16 protein-coding genes, 1 pseudogene and 1 riboswitch are annotated in these 13,439 nt (G+C 41.5%); of the genes and pseudogenes, 4 read left to right on the plus strand and 13 right to left on the minus strand.

Features of this window, described 5'->3' with window-relative positions; translation table 11 throughout:
* Positions 1–232: 232 nt before the first annotated feature.
* Complete coding sequence (locus tag ACFCYJ_RS16110) at positions 233–403, plus strand: hypothetical protein (RefSeq protein ID WP_376074968.1); 171 nt, start codon at positions 233–235, stop codon at positions 401–403.
* 148 nt (positions 404–551) lie between these two features.
* On the opposite strand, the gene ACFCYJ_RS16115 is transcribed toward ACFCYJ_RS16110, so the two are convergent.
* The 13 genes from ACFCYJ_RS16115 to ACFCYJ_RS16175 form a co-directional block, all read right to left on the minus strand.
* The gene (locus ACFCYJ_RS16115) at positions 552–1,115 is read right to left on the minus strand and encodes a cob(I)yrinic acid a,c-diamide adenosyltransferase (protein WP_376074970.1); all 564 of its coding nucleotides are present in this window, start codon (positions 1,113–1,115) and stop codon (positions 552–554) included.
* A 5-nt stretch (positions 1,116–1,120) separates the two neighbouring features.
* Positions 1,121–2,587: an adenosylcobinamide amidohydrolase gene (locus ACFCYJ_RS16120; RefSeq protein WP_376074971.1), complete on the minus strand. Its 1,467-nt coding sequence runs from the start codon at positions 2,585–2,587 to the stop codon at positions 1,121–1,123.
* Entirely contained in the window at positions 2,584–3,585 is a 1,002-nt protein-coding gene (locus ACFCYJ_RS16125; RefSeq protein ID WP_376074973.1) for a FecCD family ABC transporter permease, read from the minus strand. Before ACFCYJ_RS16125 ends, ACFCYJ_RS16120 begins: the two co-directional genes overlap by 4 nt.
* Complete coding sequence (locus ACFCYJ_RS16130; protein WP_376074975.1) at positions 3,582–4,547, minus strand: ABC transporter substrate-binding protein; 966 nt, start codon at positions 4,545–4,547, stop codon at positions 3,582–3,584. The genes ACFCYJ_RS16125 and ACFCYJ_RS16130 overlap by 4 nt, the downstream gene beginning before the upstream one ends.
* Before the next feature lie 196 nt (positions 4,548–4,743).
* Positions 4,744–5,064 carry a hypothetical protein gene (locus tag ACFCYJ_RS16135; RefSeq protein WP_376074976.1) on the minus strand — a complete coding sequence of 107 codons (321 nt, stop codon included), beginning with the start codon at positions 5,062–5,064 and terminating at the stop codon, positions 4,744–4,746.
* 18 nt (positions 5,065–5,082) lie between these two features.
* Positions 5,083–5,265, minus strand: a riboswitch (cobalamin riboswitch).
* Between the two features lie 279 nt (positions 5,266–5,544).
* Positions 5,545–7,212, minus strand: coding sequence for an acyl-CoA dehydrogenase family protein (locus ACFCYJ_RS16140; protein WP_376074978.1), 1,668 nt, complete (start codon positions 7,210–7,212; stop codon positions 5,545–5,547).
* A 2-nt stretch (positions 7,213–7,214) separates the two neighbouring features.
* A complete protein-coding gene (locus ACFCYJ_RS16145; protein ID WP_376074980.1) occupies positions 7,215–8,717 on the minus strand; it encodes a class I adenylate-forming enzyme family protein in 1,503 nt (500 codons plus the stop codon).
* Positions 8,710–9,099 (minus strand): MerR family transcriptional regulator, encoded by a 390-nt coding sequence (locus ACFCYJ_RS16150; protein ID WP_376074982.1) that lies wholly within the window; start codon positions 9,097–9,099, stop codon positions 8,710–8,712. Before ACFCYJ_RS16150 ends, ACFCYJ_RS16145 begins: the two co-directional genes overlap by 8 nt.
* Positions 9,100–9,234: 135 nt before the next feature.
* A complete protein-coding gene (locus ACFCYJ_RS16155) occupies positions 9,235–9,357 on the minus strand; it encodes a hypothetical protein (protein WP_376074984.1) in 123 nt (40 codons plus the stop codon).
* Positions 9,358–9,416: 59 nt separating this feature from the next.
* A complete protein-coding gene (locus ACFCYJ_RS16160; RefSeq protein ID WP_376074985.1) occupies positions 9,417–9,668 on the minus strand; it encodes a hypothetical protein in 252 nt (83 codons plus the stop codon).
* Positions 9,665–10,063, minus strand: a complete 399-nt coding sequence (locus ACFCYJ_RS16165; RefSeq protein WP_376074987.1) for a hypothetical protein — start codon at positions 10,061–10,063, stop codon at positions 9,665–9,667. Before ACFCYJ_RS16165 ends, ACFCYJ_RS16160 begins: the two co-directional genes overlap by 4 nt.
* A gap of 103 nt (positions 10,064–10,166) precedes the next feature.
* Complete coding sequence (gene argS, locus ACFCYJ_RS16170) at positions 10,167–11,834, minus strand: arginine--tRNA ligase (RefSeq protein WP_376075094.1); 1,668 nt, start codon at positions 11,832–11,834, stop codon at positions 10,167–10,169.
* Complete coding sequence (locus ACFCYJ_RS16175; protein ID WP_376074989.1) at positions 11,834–12,265, minus strand: YwiB family protein; 432 nt, start codon at positions 12,263–12,265, stop codon at positions 11,834–11,836. Before ACFCYJ_RS16175 ends, argS begins: the two co-directional genes overlap by 1 nt.
* Positions 12,266–12,480: 215 nt before the next feature.
* Between ACFCYJ_RS16175 and ACFCYJ_RS16180 the strand changes: the two genes are divergently transcribed.
* From ACFCYJ_RS16180 to ACFCYJ_RS16190, 3 genes and pseudogenes are all read left to right on the plus strand, one after another.
* The gene (locus ACFCYJ_RS16180) at positions 12,481–12,774 is read left to right on the plus strand and encodes a pyridoxal-phosphate dependent enzyme (protein ID WP_376074991.1); all 294 of its coding nucleotides are present in this window, start codon (positions 12,481–12,483) and stop codon (positions 12,772–12,774) included.
* A 7-nt stretch (positions 12,775–12,781) separates the two neighbouring features.
* Positions 12,782–12,943, plus strand: coding sequence for a hypothetical protein (locus tag ACFCYJ_RS16185; protein WP_376074993.1), 162 nt, complete (start codon positions 12,782–12,784; stop codon positions 12,941–12,943).
* Positions 12,934–13,418, plus strand: a pseudogene (locus ACFCYJ_RS16190) (pyridoxal-phosphate dependent enzyme). The gene ACFCYJ_RS16185 and the pseudogene ACFCYJ_RS16190 overlap by 10 nt, the downstream one beginning before the upstream one ends.
* The last annotated feature ends 21 nt before the right edge of the window (positions 13,419–13,439 follow it).

Genomic DNA, 13,439 nt, shown 5'->3' on the forward strand with positions numbered 1-13,439 from the left:
TTCATTCCGCTCCGACATCTTTTTTCTCATTATAAACAAAAGTACCCTATAGGATAGACTTTTTTCAAAGTGTCTATCTTATAGGGTACAGTTTAATTTTCAAAGTGACCATTTTTTTCATTCTTTATAATACTAATTCTCACCATAACGTGTGGTTGATTTCCGTTCCGACTGGGCGCTTTGTCGCTGACGCTTCGCTTTCGCGCAGAGCAAAGCTTCCTGGGGGCGTCCGATGAGCCGCTTCACTCGCGGTGCTCGCTCCAGGGTCTCGGGCCAACACGATGTTGGTCACGAAGGCGTTATCACAGGACGTGATGGTTTTAGCCTTCGTTCCTCTATTGCTAATCCCCGAGGAGTCGCCCAGTCTCCACTCCAATCAACCTATATCAAATATTATCCATAATTTTTGATAATGAGTGCCCTATGTCTATGAATCAACTTCGCCTTGACATAATTTTAGCTGTCGTTTTGTTTTCTCTACAAAAAACATTTGTTACTGATGCATTTCTTTAGCTACAAAAACCATTTGCTAAATGACGATAAATTACAAGCTATTTTTTAAACACATTGCCACTTCGAATATATTCAACATCCGCGACATTCAATCTAAAATTAACAACACGCGCAACCGCAAATAAATAATCCGATAGACGGTTTAAATATTTTTGTACAATTGTCGGTACATCTTCGATTTCCTTCATAAGCGTTACCATTTGACGCTCTGCTCGACGTGCTACTGTTCGAGCAATGTGTAAAGTTGCAGCTGCTGGTGCACCACCTGGTAGAATAAAACGCTGTAACGGTGGTGCTTCATCTGACAATGCATCAATACGCGATTCCAACACTTCAATTGGCTGCTCTGTCAGCTTATAATGACGCTCCTTCATGACATTAGCAAGGTCACCGCCTGCATCAAAAAGCTCATGTTGAATCGTTTCTAAATCAATTAGAATATCCTTGAATAACTCACGATCTAATTCACTAACTGCCTTACCAATAAAAGAATTTAATTCATCAATGGCCCCATATGTCTCTACGCGTAAGCTATCTTTATCAACGCGTCCACCGATAAGACTTGTTTTCCCTGTATCGCCTGTTTTCGTGTAAAGCTTCATCTCTCTCATCTCCTAAAATTATTTTTGTAATTTTTTATTGCCTGCACAGTTGTTTCAAAAACAGCTTTACCGATCATTTTACCTACTTCAGTAATAGGACCGCCGTACAGCATTTCTTCCCCTTTTTGTGTCGCAGCAATCAATAAACTATCTGTAGAAGTACCTGTCGCCATCGTACCACTAAGCTCATCACGAATATTTTCTGATTGCAATGCCTTTGTTTTCGCCTCAGTAGCTGTCATCATTGCTTGAAAAAATGCTTCCTCTGATAAACAACCATTCACGATAACCCACGTATTTATAGTACCAATATATGGTTCATCTTGTCTTTCATGGGCACGAGACACATCAACAGCATTACCAACTCCAGCCGTAACAGCCACAAGAACGCTACCAAAGGAAGCTTGAAATTCATTAATAGCTACAAGATTTGTTGGGACAGCTGTTAACATGACGACTGTACTTGTAGATGAAAAATGCTCCTTTTGTAAAAATTCAGCGACCTCTCTCTTTACATCATTAATGACATAATCTATCGGTACAGAGCGATTTAACAGACAATCATACCAACCGATACCCGGATTATGGACAGCTGAGGACACCGTTTTTAAAGGAAACTCTGATTGAAGCTGAATGTAATGATCTGTAACAGTGAAATTTTCTTTTTTAATGACAGCACGTTGCTGCTGTTCAACGGAGGCTGGCATCATTGTAATTTGAGGCTTTGGAATTTCTGGATGTGCATAAGTTGCCACTCGGGCATGATAAACGTCTTCGATTTGCGAAGCGATTAATACTTCATGTGGCGCCCCAAATGCCCGCATCCGTCCTTCCTCCATTAGTAATAATTCATCACAATAAAGAGAAGCTAAATTCATATCATGCAGTACCATAATAACGGTCAAACCACATTCTATTGCTTCCTTTCGCACCATATCTAAAATTTGACGTTGATGCGCAATATCTAGATGGTTGGTTGGCTCATCTAGTAGCAATATTTCCGCTGTTTGTGCAAGAGCTTGGGCGACAAACACTCTTTGCTGTTCACCGCCCGACAAAAATTCCATCGGTGTCTGTTCATAGCGTTTCACATCTGTTTGTATCATTGCATGTTGAACGGCTTGTTCATCACGATCAGTCCAGCTTGAAAAGAAGCCTGTTTGATGTGGATAACGTCCAAGTGATACTGCCTCCCTTACACTGTTTGAAAAGGCATTAGCATGTAATTGTGGCAGCACTGCCATCTTCTTTGCTAATGCACGAGCATTGTAAGAGCTACTATTTTTACCATCTACTAATACAGTGCCTGCTGTTGCTGGTAGTATGCCACTTATTACTTTTAACAGTGTGGATTTCCCACTACCATTCGGCCCTAAAATCCCTAGTATTTTTCCTTTTTCAACGGAAAAACTAATATCATGGACGATCGGTACATCTTCATAGCCACCAGAAAGATGTTCAACAACAATCATGCCCGTACCCCCTTGCCTCTACGTTGTTTATAAAAAATATAGGAAAAAACGGGCGCCCCAATAAATGCAGTAATGACACCAATCGGCAGCTCTCTTGGCACAATAATTGTTCGTGCTACTAAATCACAAATAATTAGTAAAGTTGCCCCATTTAAAAATGATAATGGCAATAAATGACGATGATCTGAACCCCAAACCATTCTCGTCATATGAGGAACAACTAAACCAACAAAGCCAATCGTTCCAGAAACAGCTACCGCTGCTCCTGTCAACATGGATCCACCCACTAAAATAATATATTTACTACGCTTAACATTGACACCTAAATGCTTCGCACGTTCTTCTCCATATAACAGAACATTTAACTCGCGTCTTTGTGTCCAAAGCATAATGGAACCAATGATAACAAATGGGATTATCATCTGAACGTAAGGCCAACCACGCATCGATACTGAGCCGAGCAGCCATCCGATTACTTGGCGTAGCTCCTCACCAGATAATGCAATCATTAATGAAATCAAGGAACCTAAAAATGAACTAAATATAACCCCTGTTAAAATAAGAGTTTCCATTTTTAGTGAACGGTCTACTATTCTAGCAAAGCCCATAACAGCTACCATCGTTAATATGGCACCTATCATACTAAAGACTGGCAATGTAAAATGACCGACTACAGGTATTGAGACACTAAAGAAAATCGTCATCACTGCGCCCACTGATGCACCAGAAGAAACACCTAACGTATAAGGATCAGCCAAAGGGTTTTTTAATAAGCCTTGAAAAGCTGCCCCTGCAATAGCAAGTGATGCCCCTACAAGCCCTGCTAGTAGAACTCGAGGTAAACGAATCTTCCATAAAATATTGGCAACTGTTTCATCAGCGTCCTTATTCCACAATACTTCTAATGGAATATGAACTGAGCCTATCGCCACACCACACCAGATGCTAATGATTAAAAGCGTAATTGCTGTTACATAGGCTACAATTGTTTTACTCATTTAAACGCCTCTGGGTAAATGGCCTTTGCTAATTCCTCAAAACCATCTGCCAATCGAGGACCTTGACGACTTGTCGTATTTTCATCCACTTGTACAATGGCTTTATTTTTTACAGCAGTAATTGTCTCAAAGCCTGGACGTTGCGGAATTTTCGTTAAAATATTCGGTACATAATTATATGTCACAACAATGACATCTGGATTTTTCGCAATAATTTGTTCAGCATCAATTTGATACCAGTCATTTGTATCTGCTGCTACATTTTCGGCATGAATCATTTCTAGCATTTCATTCATAAATGTACCTTTACCAGCTGTATAAATTTCTGGCTCATCAGTCGACTCTACAAAAACTTTCTTTGGCTTAACACCCTCAAGTTTTGTTTCAACTTCTGCAACCTTTGCCTTCATAGTTGCGACCACTTTTTTAGCCTCTTCTAGTTTTCCTGTTGCACGACCAAGCTGTTCAATCGTCGTGTAAGTCTCATTAAAGTTTTTGGCATCCGCTACAACAAATACTTTCACACCTGCAGCCTCAAGCTGTTCAATTGCTCCTTTTGAATAACTCATACCCGATGCATGCGCAAGAACGATATCTGGCGATAAAGCAATAATTTGTTCAATATTATAATCCATACCGCCAACTTTTTCTTTTTTAGCAGCCTCTGGTGGATAATCGTCATTATTTGTTACACCCACTATTTCATCATTTAAGCCAAGGCTAAATAAAATTTCTGTGTTACTTGGAATGAGAGAGACTATTTTTTCAGGAGGTGCTTCTAGCGTAATCTCTTTGCCAGAAGCATCCGTTATCGTCATTGGGAATGTTGCTTGATCTACTTTTGATGTCTCTTGCTGCTCAGCAGATGACGGCTTGTCATTTGTCGCCTCTTTTGTGTTGCATGCTGCAAGCAAGCCAACAGCTAAAAATGCTGATAATCCTATTTTCCAAAATTTCTTCATGTGAATCCCCCTTAGTCTATCTGTGCATATAGTGAACGACTTGTTTTTCTGATTCATCGATACAATTTAGGTTTTTATCGCTCGAGGTTGTGGGTTATCGCCTAACTTTGCGGATTTATCATCCAATTTTGGATTCATCGCCCAACGTTGTGGGTTATCGCTCAACTTTGCGGATTTATCACTCAACTTTTGGGGTTTACCGCACAACTTTGGGTTTATCGCCTAACTTTGTGGATTTATCACCCAACTTTTTGAGTTTATCACCCAACTTTGCGGATTTATCACCCAACTTTTTGAGTTTATCACCCAACTTTGCGGATTTATCACCCAACTTTTTGAGGTTATCGCCCAACTTTGCGGATTTATCGCCCAACTTTTTGGGTTTATCACCCAACTTTGCGGATTTATCGCCCACTTTTCCAAATTTATCGATATTCATCTTACAAAACAAATACCCCTCATCATAAAAAAATGAGGGGGTCAAATTTGCACAATATAAATATACAAAATCCACCATCCTATCCTCGTAGGCTACAACGTGTTTTCTATAAAGGCAGGTCTCCTGGCTCGTGCTTCATACGCTTTTTCAAACCTTCCCGAAATTTTCAGTGGCGCTGATTGAAAAAACTCACACATACAGTGGCGGGACCGCATCGGAATTACACCGATTTCCCTTTTCACTTTACTTAAGTAAAGAACCTTTATAATATTCAGTTGATTGTATTATACATGAAAATCAAAGAAGTCGCCTCCATTCGAGACGACTCCTAATCAAATCAATTATGCCTCGGCATAATTGCGTCCGGATTTGGCTTTGTGCTTAGGCCTGCAGATGTTTTTTGCGTGAAAGCGTAGCGTCAGCGGCATGATGCAGGTCAGTTAACCGTTATCGCATGGTTGCGATGATTTTAGACTAACATCCTCTACAAGAACCCCTTTCCGAATCTGTGACGCTTTAACTTCTTTCAGCAGATGTTTGGACACCCGCTGAAAAAAGTTAAACTATATCTGAAAAATACTGTACCGTTTTCATTGGTGCACCCATTTCTCGTAATGCCCATGTGTTCTCTAAATAAATATCTGCTAGTTTCTCATATTTGCCGCCGAATCTTTGTGCCCATTCGACTGCTACAACACTTTCATATAAATGTGCCATTTTCTCAGCGACTTTTTTTGCTTCAAACGTTTTTGTTGCATCATCTAAACGGCTAAATGTTTGCAAAGTTGCATCTAGTGTTGCTAATTGATCCACGACAATTTCGACTAATGGATTGTCAGCTAGTTTTTCTAGACGTTCTTCCATGACACGAACAAACATTTCGTGCGCATGAAACTTATCAACTAAACGAATGAGCTCTAAAGCTAAAATATTCGCAGTCCCCTCCCACACAGTAAGTACCTGTGCATCTCTTAATAACCGAGGTGTAACAAAATCTTCAATATAGCCGTTTCCGCCATGTAATTCAATGGCTTCACTCGCATAATGTACAGCTTGCTCTGCTGTTTCTTTTTTCATGATCGCAATATACAAGCGATTCAAAATGATGTCCTCTTTATTCCCCTGCCCACTAGTTACTTTATCGTACAGCTGAATAAGGTCAAAAACCGTAGCAACTTCTACATGAAGTTTGGCAGCAAATTTCCCTAGTGTATCCTGAATCATAGGGTATTGCGTTAAAGGCTTACCAAATGCATGGCGATTCGTCACATAGTGCTTCGCCTCTAAATAGCCGCGCCGCATAATGCCGATAGAAGCAACCGCATTGCAAATTCTTGATAAATTAAGCGCCTCCAGCATATAATAAATTCCTTTATTTGGGTCACCTACAACATAAGCCAATGCACCATCAAATTCCACCTCACCAGAAGGGACTGCTTTAACACCAAGTTTATCCTTTAAACGTCGAATACGGAGGTTATTAACAGCGCCATCCTCATTTCGCCATGGAACTGCAAACAATGTTAAGCCCTTTGAGCCTGCCTGAGCCCCTTCCATGCGAGCCAATACCATAGTTACTCCACACATTCCTGCGTTAGATGCAAAATATTTCTCACCATATAAACGATACTGATTGCCATCCTTCCTTGCCTCTACAACATTCGCGCCAACGTCAGAGCCACCTTGACGCTCCGTTAAAAATGTAGCCCCCTCATAGAGCTCCGTCTCTCCTGTTGCACATACATGTGGTAAAAAGCGCTCCTTCACCTCATCACTCGCATAATGATCAAGTAAATAAGCAGTTGCCATCGTTAACGTAACAGGACAGTAAAAGCCTGGCTCAGCATGTGATAGTATATAGCCTTGAGCAAAGCTATACACATAATTGCCCTTTCTACCTAATTGCGGAATATCTTTATGCACATAGCCCACAATGCCGGTATTGTACGTCTCTTCAATTGTTTTTTTATAGCCATCATTAACCCAAATCTCTGACACTTCTTCACCATAGGCATTATACCTTTGTAATCGAGGTTCACCCTCTCTATCCGTATGCTTGGCTCTCACATCAATATCCCCTGCACAAAGCTCACCGAAATCTGTTAGCTCACGTGTTGCATATTTTACAAACTCTTTATCTAGCATCATTTCTAAAACTTTATGAAGTGTATCATTCTCTTTAAAAAAGTTCTTTGTTTTCATTTCTTCCTGCTGTAAAATCTTCATGTTTATCTCACCTCTTGTCCCTTCAAAGTTTGTTTTAGTATTTTGCCTGATGCATTTCGTGGTAACGCTTCCACACGTTCAAAAATGCGTGGAATTTTATATTTAGCAAGATGCTCCTCTAAATAAGCTTTAAGTCCGTTCTCGTCAATATCTGTTTTAGTAGCATAAACAGCCTTCACCGTTTCTCCCCACTCCGGATGCGGTACACCGATTACAGCCACTTCAAATATCCCCTCATAGCTCAACATACGATCTTCAATTTCTTTCGGGTAAATATTCACACCGCCTGAAAAAATGACATCCTTTTTACGATCGACAATCCAAATATAGCCGTCCTCATCTAAGCGAGCTAAGTCACCTGTTTTCAGCCAGCCATCTATAAATGCGGCCTTTGTTGCGATTTCATCCTTGTAATAGCCCTTCATATTGCCCTCACCGAATAACACAATTTCTCCTACTTCACCAACACTGACATCTTCTCCATTGTCGTTGATAATACGTAGCTCCGCTCCAAGTGGTGCACGCCTCCCAACGCTACCCGCCTTCGTAGCATGCTCTTCACCAAACAATATTGAACCGTTTGGACCAGCCTCTGTTAAGCCATAGACACATGTTAAATTTTTTGTTCTGAAAGCTTGTTGTAAATGACGGACTTCGTTTTGTGATAACGGTGCGCCACCATAAGCCCACCATTTCATCGATGATAAATCAGCCGTTTGCAATCTTGGCATTTGGGCCGTTAACAAATATGCAACAGGTGCCCCAAAGAAATGCGTTGTCCGCTCCTGCTCGATCGAATCAATCAATAAATCAGGTGTAAACGTTGGTGTTAACACGTTTGTTGAGCCTACAAGTACCCCTGCCATTAAAAATAAATGTAATGGAGCTGAATGCGTCAACGGCATCATAAGAAGAATTCGACTTTCTGGCTTTACTTCCATTTCCACTGCAATCATTTGCGCTACAGTTAAAATATTGCGATAGCTAAACAATACACCCTTTGGTTTTCCCGTTGTACCCGATGTGTATAAAATCGTTGAGACATCATCTTCATTCAACTGGCAATCAATTGTTTGGATGCTTGCATGTTCAATAAGTGTTTCATAGTTTAGCCAGCCAGCCTGCTCTTGACCCGTTTTGATTTTTAAAGGGACTATCGTAATATTTTCGACTGCTGCAAAAATTGCCTCATGTACAAGAATAGCTTTAGCATCAGCATGCCGAGCTACATACTCGACCTCTTGCAGCGTAAATTTCGCATTTACTGGAACGACAATAGCCCCAATGCGCTGAATAGCAAAATAACTAACAACAAACTCTACAACATTTGGCATAAAAATGATTACTTTATCGCCTTGCCGCACACCCTGCTCGACTAAAGCATGACTAAGACGTGTCACTTGCTCATCTAAATCACGATAAGTCACTCGTCTGTCCTGACAAACAACCGCTTCACTCATAGGGTATTTTCGCGCATTACGTGCTAACAAATTCGAACTATTCATCGTCCATCTCTCCCTTTAAAGTCGCTAATTTTTCTGTAAACATGCCTTGTAATTGCTGTAACTCGTGTTTCATCTGTACAAGCTCTGCTATTTTGCCATTAACTTCTTGAATTTTTTGCTCCCCATATTCGACCGTACGCTCCAACTGCTGAAGACCCGTGCGATCATAATCAAACAGCAATACCATCTCCTTGATCTCCTCAAGTGAAAAACCGTACCGCTTCCCCCGGAAAATAAGCTTAAGCTTCGCTAATTCTTTTTTTGAAAAGGTTCGTTGATTAGTAGATGATCGATTAGGATGAAGCAGCCCTAGCTCCTCATAATAACGAATTGTCCGTGTCGAAACATTAAACTGCTTAGCCACTTCTTGAATCGTCTTCAATATCATCTCCCCTTTCCCATTTTTCATCAGTATATCATTGACGCTAACGTAAACATCAACAAAATATCTGAAAATTACAGAAAATTATTGATTTAAGGAGATGAATATGATTATTTCGGGTTACCCTCCATTTCTTTAGCGGCGCTTTCCGTTGGTTTGTGGGGGCTTTCCTTCGCTCTGGCAGGTCTTTTCGTCACTCAGATGAATCTTTCCGTCGTCCCGGATTCTTTCCGTCACTTCGATTGTTCTTTCCGTCACTTCGATTGTTCTTTCCGTCGCTTCGGCTGTTCTTTCCGTCGCCCTGGCGGTTCTTTCCGTCACCACGGCTGCTCTTTCCGTCGCCCTGGCGGTTCTTTCCGCCACCCCGGCTGCTCCTTCCGTCGCTCTGATGAATCTTTCCGTCGCTCTGATGAATCTTTCCGTCGCCCTGGATTCTTTCCGTCACTTCGACTGCTCTTTCCGTCGCTCTGATGATTCCTTCCGTCGCTTCGGATTCTTTCCGTCGCTTCGGCTGTTCTTTCCGTCGCTCTGATGAATCTTTCCGTCGCTCTGATGAATCTTTCCGTCACTTCGACTGCTCTTTCCGTCGCTCTGATGATTCCTTCCGTCGCTTCGATTGTTCTTTCCGTCGCTCAGGCTGCTCCTTCCGTCTCTCTGATGAATCTTTCCGTCGCCCTGGATTCTTTCCGTCACTTCGACTGCTCTTTCCGTCGCTTCGGCTGTTCTTTCCGTCGCCCTGGCGGTTCTTTCCGTCACCCCGGCTGCTCCTTCCGTCGCTCTGATAAATCTTTCCTTCGCTCTGGCGGCTCTTTCCGTCGCCCCGACTGCTCTTTCCGTCGCTCTGATGAATCTTTCCGTCGCTCTGGCGGCTCTTTCCGTCGCCCCGGATTCTTTCCGTCGCCCCGGCTGCTCCTTCCGTCGCTCTGATAAATCTTTCCTTCGCTCTGGCTGTTCTTTCCGTCACCCCGTCCATTCTATCCTTCGCTTCAACTGCTATATCCGTCAAAGACATATCTACACAAAAAACCCCCGGCACATTGTTGTGCCGGGGGCTAGAATGACGATTATTACATTTTTTCTGGTGCTGATACGCCGATTAAGCGTAGTGCGTTGGCGATTGTTGTACGAACAGCAGTGATAAGGGCTAAGCGAGCTTCTGTTAGCTCTTTATTTGAAGCATCTAACACTTTTTCAGCGTTATAGAAGCTGTGGAATGCAGCTGCCGTGTCTTGAATATAGTTGGCGATACGGTGTGGTGTACGGTGCTTCGCAGCATCTGCTACCACTTTCGGGAAGTCGCCCACTTTTTTCAGTAAATCAATTTCTTTTTCAGCAGTTAGCAGGCTTAAATGATCTGTTGTTGCAGCAAAGCATTGCTCATTTGCTGAGCGTAAAATTGAAGAAATACGTGCATGCGCATATTGTGCGTAATACACTGGGTTTTCGTTTGATTGAGATACGGCAAGGTCAAGGTCAAAGTCCATGTGAGAATCGCCTGCAGTTTTCACGAAGAAGTAACGAACTGCATCTAAGCCAACTTCTTCTACAAGCTCACGCATTGTAACTGCGTTCCCTGTACGTTTAGACATTTTGAATTTCTCACCATTTTTATAAAGTTGAACCATTTGGATGATTTCTACTTCAAGTGTATCACGGTCGTAACCAAGCGCCTGAATAGCGGCTTTCATACGTGGGATATAGCCGTGGTGATCAGCGCCCCAAATATTAATTAATTTATCGAAGCCACGTACAATTTTATCTTCATGGTAGGCGATATCTGGAGTCAGATATGTGAAAGAGCCATCATTTTTAATTAACACGCGGTCTTTATCGTCGCCAAATGTTGTTGAACGGAACCAAGTAGCACCGTCTTCTTCAAATACATGGCCATTCGCTTTCAGTTTATCTAACGCTACTTCGATTTTGCCGTTTTCGTATAGTGAAGTTTCTGAATACCACACATTAAAGTTTACACGGAAGTTAGCAAGGTCTGTTTTTAGCTTGTCTAATTCTAACGCTAAACCATGTTGACGGAAGAATGCAAAACGATCTTCATCTGTTTTAGATAAAATTGCATCGCCATGCTCGCTAGCTAATTTACCAGCGATTTCAATAATATCTGAACCGTGGTAGCCATCCTCTGGCATCTCAGCTTCCAATCCTAAAGCTTGCTTATAACGCGCTTCAAGTGAGTAAGCTAAGTTGTTAATTTGGTTACCCGCATCGTTAATGTAGTACTCACGAGATACATCGAAACCTGCCATATCTAATACGTTACATAATGAATCCCCTACAGAAGCTCCACGCGCATGACCTAAATGAAGATCACCTGTTGGATTCGCAGATACGAATTCAACTTGAACTTTTTCACCTGCTCCAGCATTAGAACGACCATAGTCAGCACCTTGCTCAAGTACTGCTTTTACTACACCTGATAGGAAATCTTTACGCACAGTAATATTCATGAAGCCAGGGCCTGCAATATCGATTTTTTCAATATCTGTACCTGCTGTGTCAATATTCTCTAAAATAGCTTCTGCAATGGCACGAGGTGGTTTTTTTGCTAACTTCGTTAATTGCATAGCAATGTTTGTTGCATAGTCCCCATTTGCTTTATCCTTCGGTGTTTCTAGGTGAATATTTAACTCTGTGCCAGCTTCGACTAAGCTAGCTTTTTCAATAGCCTGCGCAATTGCCACTTTAATGGCTTGTTGTACTTGTTCTACTGCGTTCATCATTGTACCTCCGTAAATGTAATGTCTAATGTATAATTGCCAACGGATTGCCCACCCATTAGTAAATCGTACTGTACATGGAAATCTCCGCTTACTGCCTGCCTTGTAAACGTCATTTCTTTCGTGACTATGACGAGTGGCATTGAACCGAATTCACTTTCATAATGACCCATTTGTTGTTCCATTATGTTCAGTGGTAGTCGCATTTTTACTGCTCCATTACGCATAATTAATGCCTGTTCATTGCCTAGCTTCATAGTTGTGCGGATCGTTTTATCTTCCTGCACCTCTTCATATTTCAAATAGATGCTTCCTGCTTTTTCAAGTAGCTGCCCTGTCAGCAACATTTCATAACCTTCAGATTCCCCATCAATCGGTCGAATCGTAGAAATGAGCTTAATGTTCACCTGCGATCTTGCTTCGTTCGCCATTATGGACGCTCCCTTTTAATGTTTTTACTATAACCTTTTTATTATAGGATGAATACTCATAATTTTTCAAGATAGAAGTAAGTATTCTATCTGATGTGGCAGTAATTTGTGCATAATCACTTACCATTTAATGATTGACATAAATCCCCTGTAAATCTACAGCTATGTTACAAAGTTAGAATTTTCAAACACTTCATCAAAATGAGGTGTGCTGTATGTTAACACTTGAACAAATTCATGCTGCTAAACGAAGGATTTCCTCTTATATATTTGAAACGCCTATTATTCAATTACAAGGGCTCGATCATCTTTTAGGATGTCACGTCTACATAAAAGCCGAGAATATGCAAAAAACAAACTCCTTTAAGCTTCGAGGGGCTCTCAATAAAATGCTTTCCATACCATTAGAACAATTACAACAAGGCGTAGTTGTTTCCTCAGGTAATCATGGCAAGGGTGTCGCCTATGCTGCCCTATTAAATAGTAAGGCTACCAAATTCAGCACCTAGCGTTAAAGTGGAAGGAATTCGTGCCTTAGGTGCAGAGGTTGTCCAGTGTAAGCTGGCAGAAGACATGTTCTATCAGCAAAACTCAGTCGTGATTATGGCTATTGCAACATACATCCTTATGATGATTACGATATTATGGCAGGATAAGGAACAGCAGGTTTGGAAATAGTAGCACAGCTTCCTGATGTCGATACTATTGTTGTTCCTATTGGCGGTGGTGGATTAATTAGTGGCGTTGCAACTGCTGTCAAATCCATGCCCCCCCATATCAACATAATTGGTGTGGAGCCTGCTGTTGTTTCGCGTTATACAAAAATCTTAGAAGCTGTGAAAGATTGCTTTTAGCGGAACAAAAATCTTTGGCAGATGCCCTACTCACTTTACAGCCTGGGGAACGGAATTTTCCAATTGTTCAACAACTTGTCGATGAGGTTGTGAGTGTAGATGAAGCATTGATTCAACGCGGAATGAAAACCTTACTCACCGAGGGAAAAATTATCGCAGAGCCTTCCTCTTCTATCGGGATAGGAGCTACCCTGCAAGGAGCTTTATCTTTTCGCAAAAACGAAAAAGTGTGCTTCCTTATTTCAGGAGGCAATGTTGGATTAGAAGCTTTAGATAAAAAAGCATCCACTCAAAATTAACGAGTAGATGCTTTTGTGTTG

The organism is Lysinibacillus sp. NPDC056232, assembly GCF_042267565.1.
Lineage (GTDB): Bacteria > Bacillota > Bacilli > Bacillales_A > Planococcaceae > Lysinibacillus.